The organism is Thioclava dalianensis, assembly GCF_000715505.1.
GTDB lineage: Bacteria > Pseudomonadota > Alphaproteobacteria > Rhodobacterales > Rhodobacteraceae > Thioclava > Thioclava dalianensis.
Map to the genome: position 1 here is coordinate 167866 of NZ_JHEH01000002.1, position 21507 is coordinate 189372.

A 21507-nucleotide genomic window follows, 5' to 3' on the forward strand; every position below is an offset into this window, starting at 1 on the left:
CGGATGGGACCGCTTTTCTGGTATGCCGTGCGTGGATCCGACAGGAGACGCAGGACATGTTTCGCTTGAGCTAGGCGCTACGATCAGATCGCGTTATTGCCGGTGAGCGCATAGCTGGCATCCGTCAAGTTGCTATGCATGGCCGAGTTATCTGCACGCCCGAGTTGGCTCATGGTGTAAGTCGTGGGCTGCAGTTTCATCTGATTCGCTAGCTGCGATTTGCCCTGATTGGTTCCACCGACACCGGGGCCACCGGGCAGACGGTCTTGATGCTGAACGTAGTAGCTCACTTGCGACGTATTCCCGACACGCGCAGCTTCCACGATGTTTTGCAGCTCGTTTGCGGTATAGTTGGCGGGATTGATGTTGCGCAGGCCCGGGAAGGTCTGAAGCTGTGCGGCAAGTTGGGTTTTGCCCTGATTGGTCCCGCCGAGCACCGTATCGCTGGCGGCAACCGAGTGGGCATACATCGGCGGTGCGATAACACCGAGCTGATCACCGGCCGAAGCCATGCCAGCGGTACCAGCGGTGAGGATGAAAGCGGCGAGAGCGGTATAAACGGAATTGCGGGTCATGATGACCTCCTTCGCATGAAGAATAACTATCTCGGCGGCATTTCGTCGCCAGTGATCCAAATATAGGCCTGCGATATCGGCAGATAACTGCCAGAAATGCCTCCGAATTGCGCTTTGACGCACATATTTCCCGGGAACTATTTTTAAGATCATTTTTCCGAACAAACATCTGATAATAAACAACTTAATCGGAACATCGTTACATCAGAAACAAGCTCCCACCGGATCGCCAGCCGATTGTTTCAAAAATTTCTGCACCAGTCGCGCGAATGCGACAGACCGTGTGCGATGCGATACCGGAGAAATGGGTGCAGCTCCGTTGCTTCAACGCGCCGCTTGACCGCAACACCGCAAAACTGGCCCGCAGCAGACATGGAAACGGCCCCCCGAAGGGAGCCGTTTCGTGCGTATAGTGCGAGACCCGTCTGGATCAGGCTTGCGAGCCGAGAACCGGCTGCGGAGCGACGTGAACCGGCACACGGTTGGTGTGGTTGATCACGTAGTTCGCCTCGGTGATGTTGTTGTTTTCAAGCGCACGCTGGATGCGGATCAATTCGGCTGCGGTGTAATCGGTCGCGTTCAGGCCGAGCTGAGCGGCGAGCTGCGATTTACCTTGGCTGGTTTGACCCAGACCCGCGCCTTCGCTGGGAGCCGAGATGGTGGCGTCCATCGACGGTGCGATCACGCCGAGCGCGTCGCTCGAAGAAGCGGCAGCAAACGAGGTGGACAGGGCAAGGGCAATGACGGAAGTCGTGATAAGCGTTTTCATATTTTCTCTCCTAAGAACCATACTGGTTAAACTGTGCTGCAGGCGGTGCGCCGGGGGAGGAGCGCCGTTGCTGCGAAGCGTGATAATCATCTAGGTTCGTTCATGTGTGCAGAAAACGGCAGCTTTACACAGCTTACTGTGCGCCATCGCGCAAAGTTTTTTTGACAGTTTTGCGAAGGCCCGACGTAGGCGGTTCGCAGATGCGACGCCCCCTTTCCCTGAGCCCGCTTTCCTAATAGAAGGCGCCAAATCCCAAATTCCCATGAGGTGCACGATGGCGTCCTATCAATATGTCTATCACATGGATGGTGTCTCGAAGACCTATCCGGGCGGCAAGAAATGCTTTGAGAATATCCGCCTGAACTTCCTGCCCGGCGTCAAGATCGGCGTCGTCGGCGTCAACGGCGCAGGTAAATCGACGCTGCTGAAGATCATGGCCGGCATGGACAAGGATTTTCAGGGCGAGGCTTGGGCTGCCAAGGGTGCCAAGGTTGGCTATCTCGCGCAGGAGCCCGAACTGAACGACGACAAGACCGTGCGTGAAAACGTCATGGAAGGCGTGGCTGCGAAAACCGCCAAGCTGGAGCGCTACAATGAGCTGGCGATGAACTACTCGGACGAGACCGCCGAGGAGATGGCCGCGCTGCAAGACGAGATCGACGCAGAAAACCTGTGGGATCTCGACAGCCAGGTCGATATCGCGCTGGAGGCTCTGCGCTGCCCGCCCGATGACGCCAATGTCGCCAATCTCTCGGGCGGTGAGCGTCGCCGCGTCGCGCTGTGCAAGCTGCTGCTGGAAGCGCCCGACATGCTGCTGCTGGATGAGCCGACCAACCACCTTGACGCCGAAACCATCGCTTGGCTGCAAAAGCACCTGATCGAGTATAAGGGCACGATCCTCTGCGTCACCCACGACCGCTACTTCCTCGACGATATCACCTCGTGGATCCTCGAGCTGGAGCGCGGCCGCGGCATCCCCTATGAGGGCAACTACTCCGCATGGCTCGAGCAGAAAGCCAAGCGGATGGAGCAAGAGGCCCGCGAGGACAAGGCCAAGCAGAAAGTGCTCGAAAAAGAGCTCCAGTGGATCCGTGCCGGCGCCAAGGCCCGTCAGGCGAAATCCAAGGCCCGGATCGCGGCCTATGACAAGATGGCCGATGAGGGGGTCAAGGATCGCGTCGGCAAGGCGCAGATCATCATCCCGAACGGCCCGCGTCTGGGCTCCAAGGTGATCGAGGTCGAGAACCTGACCAAGCATATGGGCGACAAGCTGCTGATCGAGGGGCTGAGCTTCTCGCTGCCGCCGGGCGGCATTCTGGGCGTGATCGGCCCCAACGGCGCGGGCAAATCGACGCTGATCAAGATGATCACCGGCGATGAGGCCCCCGATAGCGGCACCATCACCGTGGGCGACACGGTCAAGCTGGCCTATGTCGATCAGTCACGCGACGCGCTTGGCGCCAATCACAACGTCTGGGAAGAGATCTCGGGCGGGGCGGAAATGATCGATCTGGGCGATGCGCAGGTTGCCAGCCGCGCCTATGTCGGTGCGTTCAACTTCAAAGGCGCCGATCAACAGAAGAAAGTCGGTCAGCTCTCGGGCGGTGAACGCAACCGCGTGCATATGGCCAAGCTGCTGAAATCCGGCGGCAACACGCTGCTGCTCGATGAGCCGACCAACGATCTGGACGTCGAGACCCTGCAGGCGCTGGAAGCGGCGATCGAAGATTTCGCGGGCTGTGCGGTGATCATCTCGCACGACCGCTTCTTCCTCGACCGGCTGTGCACCCATATCCTCGCCTTCGAGGGCGATGCGCATGTGGAATTCTTCGAGGGCAACTTCGAGGATTACGAGGCCGACAAGATCCGCCGCCTCGGCCCTGATGCCGCCGAGCCCAAGCGCGTGAAGCACAAGAAATTCTCGCGCTAAGACCGACCTGTTCGACACAAAAACGCCCCGCAGCCACGTCAGACGCTGCGGGGCGTTTTCATATGCGGGCCAGGCTGTTTTAGGCCTAACCCATCAGAGCCCGCGCCAACCGGGTCTGCTCTTCGATCACGCGCGGCAGATCAATCGTGGTGATCTGGCCATCGCGCACGATCTGACGCCCCTCGACAAAGAGATCGCGCACGCGCGGCGGACCGCATAAAATCAAGGCGGCCACCGGATCCCAAGCGCCCGCCGCCTCCAGCCCCGAGATATCCCAGATCGCGATATCGGCGCGCTTGCCGGGCTCCAGCGTGCCGCAATCGGGCCGCCCGAGCACCTGCGCCCCGCCCAACGTCGCGATCTCCAGCGCCTCGCGCGCGGCCATCGCATCGGCGCCGTTTTGCACCCGCTGCAACAACATCGCCTGCCGCGCCTCGCCGATCAGCGACCCGGCATCATTGCTGGCAGACCCATCGACGCCCAGAGCGACCCGCACCCCCGCATCGCGCATCGCACGCACCGGCGCAATCCCCGACCCCAGCCTGCAATTCGAGCACGGACAATGCGCCACACCGGTTTTTGTCGCGGCAAAAAGATCGATCTCGACCGTATCGAGCTTGACGCAATGGGCGTGCCAGACGTCATCGCCCACCCAGCCCAGATCGCGCGCATATTCTCCCGGACGACAGCCGAACTGCGCCAGAGAATAGGCCACATCCTCATCATTCTCGGCCAGATGCGTGTGCAACATCACGCCCTTATCGCGTGCCAACAGGGCTGCATCACGCATCAACCCGCGCGAGACGGAAAACGGCGAGCACGGCGCCACGCCCACCCGGCACATCGACCCGTCCGAGGCATCATGGAAGGCATCAACCACGCGGATGCAATCCTCAAGGATCGCAGCCTCCCGCTCGACCAGACTGTCAGGCGGAAGCCCCCCGTCGCTCTCGCCAATGCTCATCGCGCCGCGCGTCGGGTGAAACCGCAGACCCAGCTCAGCGGCGGCGTGGATCGTATCCTCCAGCCTTGCACCATTGGGGTACATATAGAGATGATCCGAACTCAGCGTGCAGCCAGACAGGGCCAGCTCCGCCAGCCCGACCTGTGCCGAGACACGGATCTCCGCCGGCCCCATGCGCGCCCAGATCGGATAGAGCGTTTTCAACCAGCCGAACAGCAACGCATCCTGCCCGCCCGGCACCGCGCGAGTCAGGGTCTGATACAGGTGATGATGGGTATTCACGAGGCCCGGCGTGACGACACAGCCCGAAGCCTCGACGATCTCGCCCGCGCTCGCCAATCCGTGGCCCAGCTCAACGATCACACCATCGCGCATCCGCAGATCGGCCCCGGCCAACTCGCGCCGCGCGCCATCCATGGTAACCAGCACATCCGCGCCCCGGATCAAAATCTCTCGCATCATGCCCCCTTCATCTTGGCAAAAATACCTCGGGGTGAATTGGCTGCAAGGCCAAGAGGGGCAGCGCCCCTACCCTGCCAAAGCCGCCAATGCCTGCGCGTGAAGCTCAGGATTGGCCGCCGCCAAAACCTGCCCGCCACGATGGCAAGGCCCGCCCTGCCAGTTGGTGACGATGCCGCCCGCCGCCTCGATCACCGCAATCGGTGCCGCAATGTCGTAAGGATAAAGCCCCGCCTCGACGACCAGATCGATCTGACCTGCCGCCAGCAGCGCATAGGCATAGCAATCCATCCCGTAGCGCGTGAGCTGCACCTGCGCGGCGACGCGCCCAAAAGCTGTCCGCTCATCCGCAGAGCCCAGCTCGGGGAAGGTGGTGAACAAGGTGGCTTGGCCAAGCGTGGGCGTCGCGCGCGCGGCCAGCCTCCCTTTGCCCTGCGGTCCGCTCCAGTCGGCGCGCCCGAAGCCGCCCACGAAGCGCTCTCCGATATAGGGCTGGTCGATCACGCCCATCAGCGGCGCGCCCGGCCCGTCGGCCTCTTCATGGCACAGCCCGATCAGCACGCCCCATGTCGGTGTGCCCGACATATAGCCGCGCGTCCCATCAATCGGGTCAAGCACCCAAGTGAGCCCCGAGCTGCCCCGCGCAACACCGAATTCTTCGCCATAGATGCCATCTTGGGGACGCTTCGCCGTCAGGATCTCGCGCATTGCAGCCTCAGCGCCGCGATCTGCCTCGGTCACCGGATCAAAACCGCTCTCGAGCTTATTGGCCGCGCTGATCCCGCCCACGGGCCGGAAATGGCGCAGAGTGACCGCGCGCGCGGCATCGGCCAGTTCCTCGGCCAGAGTGAGCAATTCAAGGAATTGGGCTTGGTCAGGCGCGGACATGGCGGCCTCCTGTACTGCGCCCATCGCGGGCGATGCGTGGCGTCAATATGACAAGGGAGCGGTTAACCGCCCCCTTCGACCGGGTCAAGCTGCCCGGTTGTCTGCGCTGCACCGCCGCATCACGCCGCGCTGGACAACACCTTCGCCAATTCGAACAGGCGACGACGCTGCGCCTCGGGAATGGAATAGTAGGAGCGAACCAGCGCGAGCGCCTCTTTGTCCGACAGAATATCTCCAGCAACCTCGGGTTGAGCAGCGCTGCCCTCGGCGAGACCCTCGAAGAAGAACGAAATCGGCACTTCCAGTGCATCAGCGACATCCCAAAGACGCGACGCGGAGACCCGGTTCATCCCGGTTTCATACTTTTGGATCTGCTGAAATTTGATCCCAACATTCTCTGCAAGCTGCTGCTGGGTCATGCCAACCATCCAGCGCCGATGCCGAATGCGTTTTCCCACGTGTACGTCTACTGGATGTTTCATCTTTCGCCCTTTATTTTCGTGTCCCCAAGCGAAACTACCATGTGGCGAAGGTGGGCTTCCTTGAAAATCCGCAGACCTGTCCAAAAAGACAGGCTCGAAACCGGTCTCACTGACGTTTCCGTGAGCAATACGGCGATTTCACTGCTCTCCTTCTGCGTGTTTTTGCATTTTGCAATGCAGAATGCGGATGCCGTAGGGTTAGCGTTTTCAGGACGCAACCGGTAGGTAGTGTGTTTTGATTCGTACTCGCCCATTGAATTGAACGCTGCGGCTGCACGCTCCTTCGCTGGATCGACGCCGCCTGAGACGCTATCAAGGGGGAAAGTACAGAGGATACCCGATGCGCGCATACCGACTTCCCGAGGCCGACCGTCCCGCGGAGCTGACACAGATCCCGACCCCATCTCCCGCTTCGGGCGAATTGACGGTGGCGATCCGGGCCTGCGGTTTGAACTTCGCCGATCTGCTGATGATCGAGGGCAGCTATCAGGACACGCCCAAACGCCCTTTCACCTTAGGGATGGAATGGGCGGGCGAAGTGATGGCTGCGGACGATGGGAGCGATCTCGCGCCCGGAACGCGTGTGGCCGCCGTCACGGGTCAGGGTGGGCTGGCCGAGGCCATCACCCTGCGCGCAGATCGGTGCGTCGCTTTGCCGGAGTCGATGAGCTATGTGCAGGCGGCGGGCTTTCAGGTCGCCTATGGGACCAGCCACGTCGCCCTGAAGCATCGTGCAGCCCTGCGCCCCGGTGAGACCCTCGCGGTGCTGGGGGCCGCCGGTGGTGTCGGGCTGACAGCGGTCGAGATCGGCAAGGCGCTTGGGGCCCGGGTGATCGCCTGCGCGCGCGGCGCGGACAAGCTGGAGATCGCCCGCGCGGCTGGGGCCGATGAGGTGGTGGAGAGCGACACGCCAGACCTCAAGGCGGCGCTGCGCGCGCTTGGCGGGGCGGATGTCATCTATGATGCAGTGGGCGCCGAGGCCGGTGAAGCCGCGTTTCGCGCGCTCAAGCCCGGCGGGCGCTATCTGGCCATCGGATTTGCCGCCGGACGCCCGCCCAAGCTCCCGCTCAATCATGCGCTGGTCAAGAATATCTCGATCCACGGGGTCTATTGGGGCGGCTATGCAAAGCTTGACCCAGCGCTCCTGAGAGACTCGATGACAGAGTTGTTCACCTGGTTCGAGGCGGGGCGCCTGCATCCGCATATCGGCGCCACCTATCCGCTGGAGCAGGTCGAAACCGCGCTGGAGGATCTGCGCGCCCGGCGCGCCACCGGAAAGCTGGTGATCGAGATCTGAGAGCGAGGCGCGCTTAACGATAGGCCGCGCGGAGCTTTTCGCGCAGCCCATCCACCGGCGCGCCGCGCAGCTGGCCCGTATCATAAAGACAGATCCGCGTGAGACCGAGCGGCGGCAGCCCGCTCTCGGGCCCCAGCACCTCGCAGCCCGGCGGCAGATCGCGCGACATGCGCACCGCAACCCCCATATCAGCGGCCACCGCGGCGCTCGCCATCTCGTCGGAGTTGCCGTCAAATGCGGGCTCAGAGACAATCCCTGCCTGCTTCAGCGCCTTGATCGCTGCCGCATGAAACGCGCAGCCCTCTTCAAGTGACAGCCGCAACGGGCGCTCGCGCAAGGCGCGCCCATCCTTCGCCCCGATCCAGACCAGTTGATCCTCGCTCAACACCTCAGCACCCGGGCCGGGCTGCTCCTCGGTGGTGAGCACCATGTCGAACTCGCCCGCCTCGAACATGCGGCGCAATGTGCCTGAGCGGCGCGAGGCCAGCTGCAACCGGACCATCGGCCAATGAATCGCCAATTCGCGCAAGAGCCGGGGCATCTGCGGGCGCACGAGATCATGCGGCAGGCCGAAGCGCACGTTTGTCACCGCTTCAGGGCCGGTCAGGCGTGCCAGCGCCTCGTCATTCTCGGAACAGATGCGGCGGGCATGTTCCAGCAAAACGCGACCCTCGGGCGTGGGCTGCATCTTCCGTGCCGCGCGGTCGAACAGCACCTTGTCCAACATCTCTTCAAGTCGGCGGATCTGCATCGAGACGGCCGATTGCGTGAGGTTGAGCAGATGCGCCGCGCGCGTGACCGATCCGGTCTCGGACACGGTCAGCACCGCGCGCAACGCGGCAATATCGAGATTACGGCTCGCCATATATCACAATCCTTGATGCATAAGCGCACAATCATTCGTTTTCATTATCCCCGCGCTTCCCCCAAATTACAAGCATTGCTGATCGCGCACTGCCATCAAAGGAGGCTCAAAATGTCAGATCGCTCTCTTTCCCGGCGCGGCATCTCGCATGCGTCACATCGCCGCCTCTTCGCCACCCTGAGCGCGCGGATCGCGACCGCGCTGGCGCTTCAGCGCTCCCGCCGCGACCTGCGCAAACTCGATGCAAAATTACTGCGGGACGTGGGCCTGAGCGAGACCGAGGCGCATTCAGAGGCCCGCAGGCGCGCATGGGATGCGCCCGCCCATTGGCGCCAACCGCACTAATCCAGCTCGCATTCTGTGAAACCGGTGTGAAACCGTGCATTTCCGACCCGAAGCAATCTTGAATTATGCGTCCTCTCTGCCAATATCGAACACAAGACCGGCAGAGGGAACGCCGGGCGATTTTGTTGGAGGTTGCTGATGGCTGATTTTGAAACGATGCGGACCCCGCGGGCGGGCACGCGTCAGGCGGTGATCGATGAGGGTCTTCGCGCACATATGAACAAGGTCTATGGCCTGATGTCGGTGGCGATGCTCGTCACAGGCGCAGTTGCCTGGGCGCTTGCGAATATGGCTGCGACCACCGGGCCGGATGGCCAGATGCAGCTGACCCAGCTCGGCGCCCTGATTTATCAAAGCCCGCTCAAATGGGTCATCATGTTCGCACCGCTCGCCGTTGTCTTTGGCTTCAGCGCGATGCTCAACAAGATGTCCACCTCGACGGCTCAGCTCGTCTTCTGGGTTTTCGCAGCCCTCATGGGGGCCTCGATCTCGTCGATCTTCCTCGTCTTCACCGGCGTGTCGATCGCGCAGACCTTCCTTGTGACGGCGATCTCCTTCGCGGGTCTGTCGCTTTACGGCTACACCACGAAGCGTGATCTCTCGGCGATGGGTTCGTTCCTGATGATGGGCCTGATCGGTCTGATCGTCGCCTCGATCGTGAACATCTTCCTCGCCTCCTCGGCGCTGGCCTTCGCGATCTCGGTGATCGGCGTGCTGATCTTCGCAGGCCTCACGGCCTATGACACGCAGAACATCAAGAACACCTATCTGGAACTGGCCGCACGCGGCGGGGACGACTTCCTCGGCAAGGCTGCCATCCTCGGGGCGCTGAAGCTCTATCTCGACTTCATCAACCTGTTCATGTTCTTGCTGCAGTTCATGGGCGACCGCCGCTAACGGCAAGCCCGGCACAGATTAAGAAAAGCCCCGCCATCGAGCGGGGCTTTTTCATGGGCAGACGGCAGCTCAAGGGGAGAGCCTACATCCGGCAGGCCATATCGAGCATCCGGTTGGAAAAGCCCCATTCGTTGTCGTACCAGCCAAATACCCGGATCAGCCCATGCGCTGTCGCGCGGGTCTCGGGCAGCGCCATCACCACGCTTTCGGGTCGGGCGCGCAGATCGGTCGACACGAGCGGCTTATCGGTTACCCCGATCACGCCCCCTGCCGCCTTGAGCACCGCATTCACCTGCTCGGGCGTCGCCGCACGCGCCACGGTCACGGCCAGATCCACAGCCGAAACGCTCGCGGTCGGCACCCGCACCGCCTGCGCCACCAGCCGTCCGGCAAGATCGGGCAGGACCTGCTCCATCAGCACGCCTGCAGAGGTGGTCGTAGGCACCATCGAGAGCGCGGCCGCGCGCGAGCGCTCCATCGGTCCGCGTGGCTTATCGACCGTCGGCTGCGAGCCGGTATAGCAATGCACCGTCGTCATCGAGCCGGTCACGATGCCAAACTCCGCATCGATCAAGCGCGCCAGAGGGGCCAGCGCATTTGTCGTGCAACTGGCATTCGACACCAGTCGCTGACCGTTGAGATCCGCATCATTTGCGCCAAGCACGACGGTAATTTCGGCCGCTTTCGCAGGCCCGGAGATCAGCACGCGCCGCGCGCCGCCCGCCAGCCCCTGCCCCGCAATCTCGGGCGTATCGGCGCGCCCGGTGCATTCCATCACCAGATCCACATCCGACAGATCAAGCGCCGAGATATCGCGCGCCCGGTGCAGCGGAATGCGCCGACCGTTGATCACGAGCGCACCCGCCTCCAGCGCGACACTGCCGCGCCACGGGCCAAACACGCTGTCATATTCGAAAAGATAGGCCAACATATCAGGCGCTTCGATATCGTTGACACCGACCACCTCAAGCCCCGGCCAACGTTCCGGCGTCTCTGCCCAGGCGCGCAGCACCGTCCGCCCGATCCGGCCAAATCCATTGATGAAAACGCGCATAAGCACACCTCCTGAGAGGTCTCGGCTTACTGCGGCTGCGTCCCGAGGGGAAGAGCGCGATTGTCACCGATACGAAAGAGCGCGCCCGGGTCTCGGGGCCTCTCGCCCAAACCCGCGCCCCGGCGTTGCGCCCTATTGCGGATCGGTCTCGTCATTGGCCGCACCGTCATCTGGCACGGGCTGGCCGGTATCGCGGGCAATGCGGCGGGCCTTAAGCCGTGCGCTTTGGGCATCGCGTTCCGATTTTGCATCATCGGTGATCTGGCGTGCGGCGGCGGCGGTTTTGTCGTGCAGGTTTGCGGGGCGCTTTGTGGCGCTGGTCGCAAACAGGTCGAGGTTCTCTTTGGTCTTGGTCATCTCAACTCTGCGTTATATGGCCCGACATGCGGGCATGAAAAAGCCCGGTCGAAGACCGACCGGGCTAAACTGGACTAAGACCAGTGGATCAAGCGAGAGCGAGATCGCGTGCGGACTGACGCCCGTCGCGGCCGGTCTCGAGCTCGAACGTCACGGCTTGGCCGTCGTCGAGACGTGCAATACCGGCGCGCTCAACGGCCGAGATGTGCACGAAGATGTCTTTGCCGCCATCAGCCGGTGCGATGAAGCCAAAACCTTTGGTGGGGTTGAACCATTTCACGGTGCCTTCAGCCATCGTGAGATCTCCTATAATAAGTCTGCCTGCGACATGCAGCAGTTCGGCTCAGTCAGTTCGTAAAAGCAGCTGAAGCCGTAAGGAGACAGTATGCGGTAGAAAAAACGTAGCATGTCCTTTATAGAGAACACCCCGCCATTTGGCAATCGTGCATTTTCGCACGCCAAGCGGGTCACTATGCCCCTCCGCGCACCCAGCTGTCTAGGGCTGCGCCGTGATTGAGGCCGCTTGATGCACATCGCCGGGCCCGAAGGCCGCGAAACGCTCTGATGCGATTCTATCGCGTGCGAGCAATTCCGCAAGCAGCTCCTTGGGAGCATCGCGCGCCTCATCGGTGAGCTGAAACGTGCCCCAGTGAATGCCCAGTGCCTGGCGCGCGCCGATGTCGTGGAATATCTGCACGGAGTCCTCGGGCGCGACATGCTGGGCCGCCATGAACCAGCGTGGCTCATAGGCCCCGATCGGGATCAGGGCGATATCGGGGCTGCCGTGGCGCGCCCGAAGATCGTGAAAGATCGCGCCATCCCCATATCCAGTATCGCCCGCGAACCAGATCTGAGCCTGCGGGGCGTCAATCCAATAGCCGCACCACAGCGCCATTCTCCGATCGCGCAGCCCGCGCGATGACCAGTGATTTGCGCGCGTCAGCGACAGTCTGACATCGAGCGAGAGCACAATCTGATCGTGCCAATCGCCGATTTCGATACGCGCATCGGGCACCGCCTTGCGCACGGTCGCATCGGTCCCAAGCGGCATCACCATCCGTGGGGCATCGCGCCTATGCAGACGCTTGAGCGTCGCCAGATCCAGATGATCGTAGTGGTTATGGCTGAGCAGCACGGCATCAATCTCTGGCAGGTCATTGAACGCTATTCCGGGCGCGCTGACCCGCCGCGGTCCGGCAAAGGATAGCGGGCTTGCGCGCTCGGACCACACCGGATCGGTCAGCAGGTTGAGCCCCGCAATCTGGATCAGCACCGAGGCGTGCCCCACCATCGTCAGCCGCGCCGCCTGAGCGCGCGCAGGCGGTTTGACCTGCGTCACGGGCACGGTCTTGGGCCAGCGCGCCCGCGTGCCCGAACGGTGCCAACGCCAAAGATCGCGCAGACTGCGATCCGGTGCGGGCTGGCCCGGCGAATAAAACCGCACGCCATCAAAGTGATCGCTCAAGGGGCCAGTATAGTAGGGGTTCGAAGCCATGCTCTGCATCCTTGCATGCGGGTAGTGCCGCGCCGTGAGGGCCTGTGTCAGAGCCAAATAGGGCCTGCTCGCGAAGAGTACACATCCCAAAGGCCGTTTGCCGCACCGATCACACCTGAGTGAAAATATCAGGAATAGAGTTGCGGCCACGCGCCGCCGCTCCTAGGCCTATATCCGATAGTTTTACTCGAAATTAGCAGCAGCCCGAACTTCAGGACAGATCCATGCTCCCCACCTTCATCATCGGATTGCGCGAAGGCCTCGAGGCCGCTTTGATCGTCGGATTGATCGCGGCCTTTTTGCGCCAACGCGGTCAGGGCCTCGCGATGATGTGGCTGGGGGTCTTGTCCGCAATTGCGCTCTCGATTGGCGTGGGCGTCGGGCTGAAACTGGTCGAGCAGGGCCTGCCGCAGGCCCGCCAAGAGGCGATGGAGACCGTGATCGGCACCATCGCCGTGATCTTCGTGACCGGAATGATCGTCTGGATGACGCGGCACGCGCATCAGATGAAAAGCCAGATCCATGGAGATCTGGACGCGGCGCTTGGTCAGGGAAGCGGCATCGCGCTGGCGCTGATGGCGTTTTTGGCCGTGCTGCGCGAGGGGTTCGAAACGGCGGTGTTCCTGCTCGCCACGGTCTCGGCGGCGCAATCAGGCGCACTGGCCGCACTCGGCGCGGGGCTCGGGCTCGCACTGGCTGTGATCATCGGCTGGGGGATCTATCTGGGCGGCGTTCGGCTGAATTTGGGCCGGTTCTTTCGCTGGACCGGCGCGTTCTTGATCCTCGTCGCGGCAGGGCTTGTGATGTCGGCCCTGCGCACCGCCCATGAGGCAGGCTGGCTTCTGGCAGGACAGCAACAGGTGGCCGATCTAAGCTGGCTCGTGGCCCCCGGCTCGGTGCAATCGGCGCTGCTGACGGGCGTACTTGGGCTGCCCGCCAATCTTCATCTGATCGAGGCTTTGGGCTGGCTGGCCTATTTCGTGCCGGTCACGGCCTTTGTCTACTGGCCCAAGCGCTGGCGGGGCGGCGCGGATCAAGCGCGCCGGATCAAGCGGGCCTGCGCCGTGGCGCTGATCGCAGGCGCTGGCTTGCTGGCCGCGCTCTATCCACGTCCCAGCGCGAGCGTGCCGGACAAAGCGTCCCTGATCGAGGCCGATTCCGCAGGCACCGCTCTGCCCGGCGCCACGCTGAGCCTCAAGGACGACGCGGTGACCCTCACGCTTGCAGGTCAGACCCGGAGCCTGCCCTTGAGCGATACGCGCCCGCAGCACGAGCGCCATGCCGGGCTCGCCGCCCAGCGCTACGAGCTGCGCCACGAGAGCACACCTGCAAACGCCTCCCAAACGCTCAGCTATGCGCAGCTTGCGCAGATCACCGGTGGGCGCCGCCTTGTCGGGCTTAGCCCGGCGCGCAACCCGGGCCCCTTCACCGCGCACTGGACCGCACTTGAGACGGCGACGCTCTGGACGTCGCATGGCGCGCTGCTCGATGCGCAGGGGAAAGACAGCATGTTGCTGCGGCTATCGGGCGGCGGGCTGCAAACCTCGCGCAGCCTACGGCTTGCGCATGACCCGAGCGGCGGCCCCCTGCCCGATTGGCGCGTCAATCCCGCTCAGGTCACAGCCACCGCGCGGGCGCTGAGCACAGAGCGCCTTGCGCACATCGAGTTCCATTTCTGGGCGCGCAAGCTGCCGATCGTGATGCTGCTGGCCGCATTGGCCCTGCTGCTCTCGGGCGCACGCCTGCGGCCCCTCCTCAATTTCAAAGCCCGGTCCATGTGACCCAGCCACCGTCCCAACGCAAAACCATCAAAAGGAGAGTGACGATGCTGCGTTCCAACACATCCCGGATCTGGGGGCCGCAAACCGCCCTTGCCCTCACCCTAGTCTGCGCAACAGGCGCTGCCGCCGATCCCGCACCCATCACCAATGGCGTGTCACAGATTGCCGTCACCCTGACAGGCGAAAACGGCGGCGCCTGTGTGCTCGATCATGACAGCGCCAAGGCGGGGCCGGTGACCTTCACCGTCACCAACACCTCAGCCCCCGCAATCTCGGAGCTGGAGCTGCAAAGCGACAACCGGATCCTCGGCGAGAAGGAAAACCTCGCCCCCGGCCTTCCGGCGTCGAAATTCACTGTCACGTTGGATGGCGGCAGCTACCAGATCTACTGCCCCAATGCCGCGCAAGACACTGTCGCCTTCACCGTGACGGGGACGGCCAAGCGGGCCAGTGGATCGACGGCGGATCTGCTGAAGGAAGGCACGCAGGGCTACGCGAAATATGTCGATGGCACCGTCGATGCGATGCTGGTCGCCACGAAGCGGCTGCAAGCGGCAATCGATGCAGGCGATCTGGAAACCGCGCAGGCCGATTATGCCAAGGCCCGCCCCTTCTACGAGCGCATTGAATCGGATGTCGAAGGCTTTGTGCTGCCCGGTTTCGCGCCGACCGACAATGCGGGCAATCTCGATTACCTGATCGACATGCGCGCCTCCAATCTTGATCCCGATATCGGCTGGCATGGCTTCCACGCAATCGAGCGCGACCTGTTCCAGCGCCAGAGCATCGGCTCGGACACGCAAAAGCGCGCAGCAGAGTTGACGGCCAATGTCACCAAGCTCGACGCGCTGGCCAAGGGGCTGCATTACGCGCCCGAGGATCTCGCCAATGGGGCAGCAGGCCTTCTCGAAGAAGTCCAGAGCGGCAAGATCACCGGCGAAGAAGAGGCCTTCAGCCATATCGATCTGGTGGATTTCGCGGCGAATATCGAAGGGGCGCAGCAGGCCTTTGCCTTTCTTGAGCCGGGAATGATGCAGATCGACCCTGATCTGACCCGTACGATCAATGCACGGTTTGCCACGGTCGAGGGGATGCTCAAGGACTACCGCGATCCCAAAGCGCTTGGCGGCTATGTCACCTACACGCCCGAGCGGCGCAAAGCGGATGCGCGCAAGCTCAGCCAAGCGATCCAGAGCCTGCAAGAACCCCTCGCCCAGATCGCGGAAAAAGTCGCGACCGCAGGGTAATCAGCCAGAAGAGACCCACCATGAAAAAGACCCTTTTCCCCCCGCCCTCAAAACCTGCAGCCAAAGCCTCCGCGCTCACCCGACGGGGGCTGATGATGGGGGCCGCAGCCGGGGGGATGGGGGCGGCGCTTCGCCCCGCTGCGGCTCAGGCCGACGAGGCCATGCCGCCCGCGCCCGATCCGATGAGCGATGCGGCCAATCCCGCGATGCATGTGAGCTACCCGTTCTATCGCAGCGCCGGTGGCCCCCGCGCGCAGGCCGGGATCGCAACCCCGCCGCAGCGCTACACGATGTTCATGAGCTTCGATCTGAGTACGCAGGACCCGCGCGTTTTGCAGGTTCTGCTCGCGCGCTGGTCGGCGGCGATCGGACTGTTGATGCAGGGCGAGACGGTGGGCGCGGTCGAGCCCTCCCGCCCCGAGGCGCGCGGGCTCGACACCGGCGAGGCGCTCGATCTGGGACCTGCGGGGCTAACGGTCACGATCGGCTTTGGTCCCGGCCTGTTCCGCCCGGAGCTTGGGCTGAGCGCGCATCGCCCTGCCCTTTTGGAAGACCTGCCGGTGCTACCGTCAGACGCGTTTTCGCCCATTTTCACCGGCGGGGATCTGTCGCTGCAAGCCTGCGCAGAGGATCCGCAGGTGGCCTATCACGCGATCCGCGACCTCGCACGCATTGCCAAACGGACCGGAGCCGCAGTGACGCGCTGGACCCAGATGGGCTTTGGGCGCGCCTCGGCGGGCAAGGGGCAGGTCACGCCACGCAACCTCTTTGGCTTTCGCGACGGCACCCGCAATCTGCGCGAGCAGACCGAGTTCGACCGATATGTCTGGGTCAATGACGGCCCGGACTGGCAACGCGGCGGGAGCTATCAGGTCGTGCGCAAGATCGAGATGCGGATCGAGAATTGGGACAATGACCAGATCTCAGATCAAAACGCCGTCTTTGGCCGCCATAAAGCGTCCGGCGCGCCGCTCACAGGGACTGCGGAGTTCGACACGCCCGATTTTCACAAGACCGGGCCGGACGGTGCCTTCGTCATTCCCGACAATGCCCATATTCGGATGATGTCGCATGAGATGAATGACGGGGTTCGCATCCTGCGCCGCTCCTACAACTACACGGACGGGCTTGATCCGGTGGGACGGCTCGATGCCGGGCTGCTCTTTGTGAGCTACCAGAACGACCCGGCCCATTTCATCCGCCTGCAGCGCAAGATGGGCACGGCGGATGCGCTGGGGGAATATGTCTCGCATATCGGCTCGGGGATCTTTTTCACGCCCCCCGCCCCACGCGAGGGCTCGTATATCGGCGCAGAGATGTTTGCGTGAAGCGCGGGCGGGCAAGGCGGGCGGGCCTGCACCGACCCGACCCGCTTACGGAGCTTATCGCGCGGATGCGGCCCAAGGGTGGCTGTCGATAGAGACGGCCTGCCCGGTTGCGATGGAGCGCTGGACGGCTTGACCGATGGCGACCGCCGCCCAGCCATCCGCAAGAGTGACCTCGGGCGCGGCCACCGCGCCGCGCACCAACGCGAGGAACCCCTCATGCTGGTGAAAGGTCGAGCCGTTATGGTCGCCCGCCGCGAGCAGTTCGGGCGGCACGGGCAAGGCGCGCTCGACCGGGCCTTGCGGATGGCGCGGCGAGATCACGAGTTTCGGCACGGGCGGTGCGCCCAGATGATCGGGCCAGAAGCGCGTGGGTCCGGGCACCAGAGCCTCGATCTTGCCCTTGGGACCAACGGCGCTGACCTCTTCCTGATAACGCGAACCCTCGGCATACATGCACAGCTCCAGCATCGCGCGGGCGCCAGAGGCAAACTCTACAATCGCATAGCCCGCATCCAGAATATCGGGCGCGCCCGCCTCTTCGACATGGTTATGCGCAGGCGGTGCCGAGGCCATGACTCGCACCGGCTCAGAGCCCAAAGCCAAGCGCATCAGATCGAAGAAATGGCAGCATTTCTCGACAAATGTGCCGCCCGTGTAGCGGTTGAAACGGTTCCAGTTGCCGACCTTGGTCAGGAACGGGAAGCGATGCTCGCGGATGGTGAGCATAGTGGCGCCGCCTGTTGCGGCCTCAATCTCGTCGAGGAAGGCCGCAATCGGCGGCATGTAGCGATATTCCATCGCGACCCAGACAGGCGCTGCGTAGCTGTCGCGAAAGGCCGCCAGACGCGCGGCATCCTCGGGCGCGGTGAATAGCGGCTTTTCCACCAGCACCGGCAGCGGGCGCGTGGCGCCAATCTCTTCAAGCTGTTCGAGATGACGGAAATTCGGGCTGGTGATCACCAGACAATCGAGCGGCGCGCTCTCCAGCAGTTCCGCGATCGAGCCCACCAGCCGAGCCTGCGGCGCAAGGCTCAGCGCCTTCGCGGCCATCTCGGGATCGGGCTCAAAGATCACGCGGACCTCGGCCCCCTCCAGAAGTGCGATATTGCGCAGGTGCTCCTGCCCCATCATGCCGCATCCGATCATCCCGTAGCAGATCGTTTTGCTCATCGGCTTATCCTTCATCTCATGCGTTGAACGTAATGCGCCTGGCTCGTGTCGAACCATGTGCGCGAAAATTCGACCGGGGCTGCGCGATCGGCCCAGCTAAAACGCTCGATATACCCCGCGATCTCGCCGGGCTTGCAGGCAAGCTCGGGCGGCGCCCAATCCGGCACCGGCGCAAAGCTCACACGGTCCTCAGCCGAGACGATCCAGAAATTGAGCTGGCGCTTGTAATATTCATAGAGCGAGTCCTCGAGACCCTCGGCGTGGACCTTGCCCATCGACCCGTCGAGCCAGATTTCTTCGGCAGCAACCGGTGTGTCATCGAGCCTGCGCAGGCGGCGGATCCGGCTGGCCCGGCGCGAGATGCCAAAGCGTGGTAGATCGTCAGGCTTGTCGCAAAGATCGACACTCAGGATCTGCGCATGCGGGAAGCCGCCGCCTGCCAACAGCTCAAGCCGGAACATCGCGTAGAAATGCTCGCGCAGTTCAGAGGTGCGGATGTAATTGCCCGAGCCCTGCACCCGCTCCAGCAGCCTCTTTGTCTCAAGATCTGCCAGCGCACGGCGCAAGGTGCCAACGGCAATCCCAAGCTGCGCGGCCATCGCGCGTTCCGGCGGCAGGCGCTCGCCATCGGACAGCCGCCCGGCTGCGATGTCGCGAATCAGCATCTCCGAGATCTGCTGGTAAATCGGCAATCCGGTGCGTGTGGCCCCCTGATTTCCCTGCATGTTCTGGCAGCCTCGAAAATTGATACAACATTGATTTATATCATGGCGACTGCTAAGTGAAGGGAAATCGAACGGATTCGTCAGGAGCTCCCAATGACTGTTGTGCCGGTAAAATCGCAGGATCTCGATGCCGCGGAGGTGTCGTGGTTTTCGGCCCTCTGCTCGGATGATTATCGCCATCTGGGCGTGCCGGAGGGCGATCTGCGCTCAAGCTGGGCGCATTGTTCGGATATCGTGCGCGAGGCCGAGCGGCAGGGCTTTCGCAACATCCTGTGCCCGTCGAGCTATCAGGTCGGGCAGGACACGCTGAGCTTCGTCGCCGGGGCCTCGCAGGTCACCAACCGGATCAATTTCCTCGCCGCCGTGCGCTGTGGCGAGATGCAGCCGATCATGCTGGCGCGCACCATCGCGACGCTCGATCACATGCTTGAGGGGCGGTTGACGGTCAATATCATCTCCTCCGACTTCCCCGGGCAGAGCGAACCCAGTGAGTATCGCTACCAGCGCTCGCGCGAGGTCGTTGAGATCCTCAAACAGGCATGGACCCGCGACGAGATCAATTTCGAGGGCGAGATCTACAATTTCAAAGGGCTCACCACCGACCCGGCCAAGCCCTACCAGACCGGCGGGCCGCTGTTGTATTTCGGCGGCTATTCTCCGGCGGCGGTCGAGCTGTGCGCCGAGCATTGCGATGTCTATCTGATGTGGCCCGAACCCCGCGAGGATCTCGCCGCCCGGATGCAGACCGTCCATGCCGCCGCCGAGCGCTACGGGCGTGTGCTCGATTACGGGCTGCGAGTGCATGTGATCGTGCGCGACACCGAGGCCGAAGCGAAAGAATACGCCGACCATCTCGTCTCACAGCTTGACGATGAGGAAGGCCGCAAGATCCGCGAGCGCGCCCATGACGCAGCCTCGCTGGGCGTCTCGCGACAGGCCCGCAACCGCGACCTCGCGGATCAGAGCGGCTATGTCGAACCCAACCTTTGGACCGGCGTGGGCCGTGCGCGCTCGGGCTGTGGTGCGGCGCTGGTGGGGTCCGCCGATCAGGTGCTCTCCAAGCTGGAGGATTACCGCAAGATGGGCATTCGCTCCTTCATCCTGTCGGGGTATCCGCATATCGACGAGGCGCGCCAGTTCGGGCGGCTCGTGATGCCGCATCTCGACACGGTGTCCCTCCCCGAGGTCTATGGCCGAGCGCCGATGGGCCCGCCCGCAACCCCTCTGGCCGCAGGAGAGCGCCGCTGATGGATAAGATTTCGCTAACCGAAACGCTCGCACTGAGCCGCATCGTCTACGGGATGTGGCGGCTGGGCGATGATGCCGACACCTCGCCTGCCCATGTACGCGCCAAGATCGATGCCTGCCTTGACCAGGGTATTACCAGCTTCGATCATGCCGATATTTATGGCGATTACGGCGCGGAGGGCATTTTCGGCACCGCCATGCGCGAGGCGGCCCCTTCGCTGCGCGATCAGATCGAGATCGTCACGAAATGCGATATCGTAGCCCCGATCGGGCGCTACGCGGATCGCCCGGTCAAGCATTACGACACCTCCCGCGCTCATATCCTGCTCTCGGTCGAGACCTCCTTGCGAGAACTCGCAACCGACCGCATCGACCTGCTGCTGATCCACCGTCCCGATCCGTTCATGGACCCGCATGAGACGGGGGCGGCCCTTGACGAAGTGGTGGCCTCGGGCAAGGTCCGCGCGGTGGGCGTGTCGAATTTCCGCCCCTGGGACTGGAAGCTGCTGCAATCGGCGATGAAAACGCCGCTCGTCACGAACCAGATCGAGATCAGCCTGAGCCGGCTGTCCCCCTTCACCGATGGCGATCTGTCCTTCCACCAGCGCCACGCGCATCCGGTCATGGCATGGTCACCGCTGGGCGGCGGTGCGCTGATGACGGGCACGGGCACCGCGCAAGAGGTGCTCGACGAGATCGCCGCGGCGCAGGGCGTGGATCGGGCGGCCGTCGCCACCGCTTTCCTGCTGGCCCATCCCGCCCGGATCATTCCCGTCATGGGCACCAATACCCTGTCGCGTATCGCGAAGCTCTCGGATGCGCTCAAAGTCACGCTGGACCGTGAAACATGGTTCCGGCTCTATCAGGCCGGGCTCGGTCAGGAGGTGCCATGATGACCGCCGCTCAGCAGTTTGAACCGCCGCATACTTTCGTGCCCGGCCCCGAGACAACCCGGACGCTGCGCGACGCTTTTGGCCGTTTCGCAACCGGCGTGACCATCGTGACCGCGCCGAGCGAGGCCGGTCCGGTCGCGATCACCGCCAACAGCTTCTCGTCGGTGTCGCTCGATCCGCCGCTGGTGATCTGGGCGCCCGACCGCAACTCGCGCCGGTTCGAGCATTTCGAGCGCGCCGAGTATTATGCGATCCATGTGCTTGCCGCCGATCAGGATGCGCTGTGTCTTGCCACCGCGCGCAATGCGCATGCGCTGCAAGAGCATCCCCATGAGCTTAACGCACAGGGCGTGCCGCTGATCGCGGGCTGTCTGGCGCGGTTCGAATGTCGCCGCGTCGCCTGCCACGAGGGCGGAGACCACATTCTGGTGCTGGGCCATGTCGAACGCGCCGTTCTGGGCCATGACGGCGATGCGCTGACCTTCTTTCGCGGACAGATGCGGCGGATCGAGACCACCTGAACCGCCGCCCTCTCGCTGAGGCTCACGTTGCGTGGCCCCGAGGCCCCGCGAAGATCCCCACGCGCGCTGCTGCGGCGGGCGTGAGACTGCGGCTGCCTGCCACGCCAGCCCTTGCCCCGCGCCGCACAAACGATATGTCTATCCGGGCTCAGGTCGCGCCGAGCGACCAAACGGAGTTGGGCGCGCTCTTTGCCCCATCCCGTGCGTGCGCCACAGG

Annotated in this window: 22 protein-coding genes; 10 read left to right on the forward strand and 12 right to left on the reverse strand. The window is 63.3% G+C overall.

All coding sequences use genetic code 11. The features are described 5' to 3' along the window. Window positions 1-83 precede the first annotated feature (83 nt). Together DL1_RS02485 and DL1_RS02490 are read right to left on the reverse strand one after the other, a co-directional pair. On the reverse strand, window positions 84-575 hold the full coding sequence (locus tag DL1_RS02485; protein ID WP_038061963.1) for a hypothetical protein: 492 nt from the start codon (window positions 573-575) through the stop codon (window positions 84-86). Between the two features lie 430 nt (window positions 576-1005). Continuing rightward, window positions 1006-1344, reverse strand: a complete 339-nt coding sequence (locus DL1_RS02490; protein WP_038061966.1) for a hypothetical protein — start codon at window positions 1342-1344, stop codon at window positions 1006-1008. Between the two features lie 274 nt (window positions 1345-1618). Here DL1_RS02490 and ettA point away from each other — a divergent pair, with 274 nt between their 5' ends. Continuing rightward, the gene (gene ettA, locus DL1_RS02495; RefSeq protein WP_038061970.1) at window positions 1619-3274 is read left to right on the forward strand and encodes an energy-dependent translational throttle protein EttA; all 1656 of its coding nucleotides are present in this window, start codon (window positions 1619-1621) and stop codon (window positions 3272-3274) included. A gap of 85 nt (window positions 3275-3359) precedes the next feature. Here ettA and DL1_RS02500 read toward each other — a convergent pair whose 3' ends face one another. The 3 genes from DL1_RS02500 to DL1_RS02510 form a co-directional block, all read right to left on the reverse strand. Beyond that, the gene (locus DL1_RS02500; RefSeq protein ID WP_038062218.1) at window positions 3360-4697 is read right to left on the reverse strand and encodes an 8-oxoguanine deaminase; all 1338 of its coding nucleotides are present in this window, start codon (window positions 4695-4697) and stop codon (window positions 3360-3362) included. Between the two features lie 69 nt (window positions 4698-4766). Continuing rightward, on the reverse strand, window positions 4767-5585 hold the full coding sequence (hisN, locus tag DL1_RS02505; RefSeq protein ID WP_038061973.1) for a histidinol-phosphatase: 819 nt from the start codon (window positions 5583-5585) through the stop codon (window positions 4767-4769). A gap of 119 nt (window positions 5586-5704) precedes the next feature. Further along, on the reverse strand, window positions 5705-6067 hold the full coding sequence (locus tag DL1_RS02510) for a helix-turn-helix domain-containing protein (RefSeq protein WP_038061976.1): 363 nt from the start codon (window positions 6065-6067) through the stop codon (window positions 5705-5707). A 340-nt stretch (window positions 6068-6407) separates the two neighbouring features. Here DL1_RS02510 and DL1_RS02520 point away from each other — a divergent pair, with 340 nt between their 5' ends. Beyond that, window positions 6408-7364, forward strand: a complete 957-nt coding sequence (locus DL1_RS02520) for an NADPH:quinone oxidoreductase family protein (protein ID WP_038061982.1) — start codon at window positions 6408-6410, stop codon at window positions 7362-7364. Window positions 7365-7377: 13 nt separating this feature from the next. On the opposite strand, the gene DL1_RS02525 is transcribed toward DL1_RS02520, so the two are convergent. Next, window positions 7378-8229, reverse strand: a complete 852-nt coding sequence (locus DL1_RS02525; RefSeq protein ID WP_038061985.1) for a LysR family transcriptional regulator — start codon at window positions 8227-8229, stop codon at window positions 7378-7380. A 111-nt stretch (window positions 8230-8340) separates the two neighbouring features. On the opposite strand from DL1_RS02525, the gene DL1_RS02530 reads away from it, so the two are divergent. Then, complete coding sequence (locus DL1_RS02530) at window positions 8341-8574, forward strand: DUF1127 domain-containing protein (protein ID WP_038061988.1); 234 nt, start codon at window positions 8341-8343, stop codon at window positions 8572-8574. A gap of 138 nt (window positions 8575-8712) precedes the next feature. Beyond that, window positions 8713-9471, forward strand: coding sequence for a Bax inhibitor-1/YccA family protein (locus DL1_RS02535; protein WP_038061990.1), 759 nt, complete (start codon window positions 8713-8715; stop codon window positions 9469-9471). Between the two features lie 82 nt (window positions 9472-9553). On the opposite strand, the gene DL1_RS02540 is transcribed toward DL1_RS02535, so the two are convergent. The 4 genes from DL1_RS02540 to DL1_RS02555 form a co-directional block, all read right to left on the reverse strand. Further along, window positions 9554-10525 (reverse strand): type I glyceraldehyde-3-phosphate dehydrogenase, encoded by a 972-nt coding sequence (locus DL1_RS02540; protein ID WP_038061992.1) that lies wholly within the window; start codon window positions 10523-10525, stop codon window positions 9554-9556. Between the two features lie 132 nt (window positions 10526-10657). Further along, complete coding sequence (locus tag DL1_RS02545) at window positions 10658-10882, reverse strand: hypothetical protein (protein WP_038061995.1); 225 nt, start codon at window positions 10880-10882, stop codon at window positions 10658-10660. An 88-nt stretch (window positions 10883-10970) separates the two neighbouring features. After that, window positions 10971-11177 carry a cold-shock protein gene (locus DL1_RS02550; protein WP_038061998.1) on the reverse strand — a complete coding sequence of 69 codons (207 nt, stop codon included), beginning with the start codon at window positions 11175-11177 and terminating at the stop codon, window positions 10971-10973. 201 nt (window positions 11178-11378) lie between these two features. Next, window positions 11379-12377: an MBL fold metallo-hydrolase gene (locus DL1_RS02555; protein WP_038062001.1), complete on the reverse strand. Its 999-nt coding sequence runs from the start codon at window positions 12375-12377 to the stop codon at window positions 11379-11381. A 224-nt stretch (window positions 12378-12601) separates the two neighbouring features. Between DL1_RS02555 and efeU the strand changes: the two genes are divergently transcribed. Genes efeU through DL1_RS02570 form a run of 3 tightly spaced genes read left to right on the forward strand, consistent with a single transcriptional unit; the run spans window position 12602 to window position 16733 of the window. Further along, window positions 12602-14158, forward strand: coding sequence for an iron uptake transporter permease EfeU (efeU, locus tag DL1_RS02560; protein WP_051693255.1), 1557 nt, complete (start codon window positions 12602-12604; stop codon window positions 14156-14158). A 44-nt stretch (window positions 14159-14202) separates the two neighbouring features. Continuing rightward, window positions 14203-15405, forward strand: coding sequence for an iron uptake system protein EfeO (gene efeO, locus DL1_RS02565; RefSeq protein WP_051693256.1), 1203 nt, complete (start codon window positions 14203-14205; stop codon window positions 15403-15405). A 20-nt stretch (window positions 15406-15425) separates the two neighbouring features. Beyond that, the gene (locus DL1_RS02570; RefSeq protein WP_038062003.1) at window positions 15426-16733 is read left to right on the forward strand and encodes a Dyp-type peroxidase; all 1308 of its coding nucleotides are present in this window, start codon (window positions 15426-15428) and stop codon (window positions 16731-16733) included. A 54-nt stretch (window positions 16734-16787) separates the two neighbouring features. Here DL1_RS02570 and DL1_RS02575 read toward each other — a convergent pair whose 3' ends face one another. Continuing rightward, complete coding sequence (locus tag DL1_RS02575) at window positions 16788-17903, reverse strand: Gfo/Idh/MocA family protein (RefSeq protein ID WP_038062005.1); 1116 nt, start codon at window positions 17901-17903, stop codon at window positions 16788-16790. Window positions 17904-17914: 11 nt separating this feature from the next. After that, window positions 17915-18628, reverse strand: coding sequence for a GntR family transcriptional regulator (locus DL1_RS02580; RefSeq protein WP_038062008.1), 714 nt, complete (start codon window positions 18626-18628; stop codon window positions 17915-17917). 93 nt (window positions 18629-18721) lie between these two features. Here DL1_RS02580 and DL1_RS02585 point away from each other — a divergent pair, with 93 nt between their 5' ends. From DL1_RS02585 to DL1_RS02595, 3 genes are read left to right on the forward strand one after another with little or no spacing between them, the layout of a single operon-like run. Beyond that, the gene (locus DL1_RS02585) at window positions 18722-19876 is read left to right on the forward strand and encodes an LLM class flavin-dependent oxidoreductase (RefSeq protein ID WP_038062011.1); all 1155 of its coding nucleotides are present in this window, start codon (window positions 18722-18724) and stop codon (window positions 19874-19876) included. Beyond that, window positions 19876-20769 (forward strand): aldo/keto reductase, encoded by an 894-nt coding sequence (locus tag DL1_RS02590; RefSeq protein ID WP_038062014.1) that lies wholly within the window; start codon window positions 19876-19878, stop codon window positions 20767-20769. The genes DL1_RS02585 and DL1_RS02590 overlap by 1 nt, the downstream gene beginning before the upstream one ends. After that, complete coding sequence (locus DL1_RS02595; protein ID WP_245739549.1) at window positions 20766-21290, forward strand: flavin reductase family protein; 525 nt, start codon at window positions 20766-20768, stop codon at window positions 21288-21290. Before DL1_RS02590 ends, DL1_RS02595 begins: the two co-directional genes overlap by 4 nt. Window positions 21291-21507: the final 217 nt, after the last annotated feature.

What these genes read in the sequence shown, in the direction of transcription:
- DL1_RS02485 (WP_038061963.1), bottom strand. Translation starts at nt 575, where the DNA reads ATGACCCGCAATTCCGTTTATACCGCTCTCGCCGCTTTCATCCTCACC.
- DL1_RS02490 (WP_038061966.1), bottom strand. Translation starts at nt 1,344, where the DNA reads ATGAAAACGCTTATCACGACTTCCGTCATTGCCCTTGCCCTGTCCACC.
- ettA (WP_038061970.1), top strand. Translation starts at nt 1,619, where the DNA reads ATGGCGTCCTATCAATATGTCTATCACATGGATGGTGTCTCGAAGACC.
- DL1_RS02500 (WP_038062218.1), bottom strand. Translation starts at nt 4,697, where the DNA reads ATGCGAGAGATTTTGATCCGGGGCGCGGATGTGCTGGTTACCATGGAT.
- hisN (WP_038061973.1), bottom strand. Translation starts at nt 5,585, where the DNA reads ATGTCCGCGCCTGACCAAGCCCAATTCCTTGAATTGCTCACTCTGGCC.
- DL1_RS02510 (WP_038061976.1), bottom strand. Translation starts at nt 6,067, where the DNA reads ATGAAACATCCAGTAGACGTACACGTGGGAAAACGCATTCGGCATCGG.
- DL1_RS02520 (WP_038061982.1), top strand. Translation starts at nt 6,408, where the DNA reads ATGCGCGCATACCGACTTCCCGAGGCCGACCGTCCCGCGGAGCTGACA.
- DL1_RS02525 (WP_038061985.1), bottom strand. Translation starts at nt 8,229, where the DNA reads ATGGCGAGCCGTAATCTCGATATTGCCGCGTTGCGCGCGGTGCTGACC.
- DL1_RS02530 (WP_038061988.1), top strand. Translation starts at nt 8,341, where the DNA reads ATGTCAGATCGCTCTCTTTCCCGGCGCGGCATCTCGCATGCGTCACAT.
- DL1_RS02535 (WP_038061990.1), top strand. Translation starts at nt 8,713, where the DNA reads ATGGCTGATTTTGAAACGATGCGGACCCCGCGGGCGGGCACGCGTCAG.
- DL1_RS02540 (WP_038061992.1), bottom strand. Translation starts at nt 10,525, where the DNA reads ATGCGCGTTTTCATCAATGGATTTGGCCGGATCGGGCGGACGGTGCTG.
- DL1_RS02545 (WP_038061995.1), bottom strand. Translation starts at nt 10,882, where the DNA reads ATGACCAAGACCAAAGAGAACCTCGACCTGTTTGCGACCAGCGCCACA.
- DL1_RS02550 (WP_038061998.1), bottom strand. Translation starts at nt 11,177, where the DNA reads ATGGCTGAAGGCACCGTGAAATGGTTCAACCCCACCAAAGGTTTTGGC.
- DL1_RS02555 (WP_038062001.1), bottom strand. Translation starts at nt 12,377, where the DNA reads ATGGCTTCGAACCCCTACTATACTGGCCCCTTGAGCGATCACTTTGAT.
- efeU (WP_051693255.1), top strand. Translation starts at nt 12,602, where the DNA reads ATGCTCCCCACCTTCATCATCGGATTGCGCGAAGGCCTCGAGGCCGCT.
- efeO (WP_051693256.1), top strand. Translation starts at nt 14,203, where the DNA reads ATGCTGCGTTCCAACACATCCCGGATCTGGGGGCCGCAAACCGCCCTT.
- DL1_RS02570 (WP_038062003.1), top strand. Translation starts at nt 15,426, where the DNA reads ATGAAAAAGACCCTTTTCCCCCCGCCCTCAAAACCTGCAGCCAAAGCC.
- DL1_RS02575 (WP_038062005.1), bottom strand. Translation starts at nt 17,903, where the DNA reads ATGAGCAAAACGATCTGCTACGGGATGATCGGATGCGGCATGATGGGG.
- DL1_RS02580 (WP_038062008.1), bottom strand. Translation starts at nt 18,628, where the DNA reads ATGCAGGGAAATCAGGGGGCCACACGCACCGGATTGCCGATTTACCAG.
- DL1_RS02585 (WP_038062011.1), top strand. Translation starts at nt 18,722, where the DNA reads ATGACTGTTGTGCCGGTAAAATCGCAGGATCTCGATGCCGCGGAGGTG.
- DL1_RS02590 (WP_038062014.1), top strand. Translation starts at nt 19,876, where the DNA reads ATGGATAAGATTTCGCTAACCGAAACGCTCGCACTGAGCCGCATCGTC.
- DL1_RS02595 (WP_245739549.1), top strand. Translation starts at nt 20,766, where the DNA reads ATGATGACCGCCGCTCAGCAGTTTGAACCGCCGCATACTTTCGTGCCC.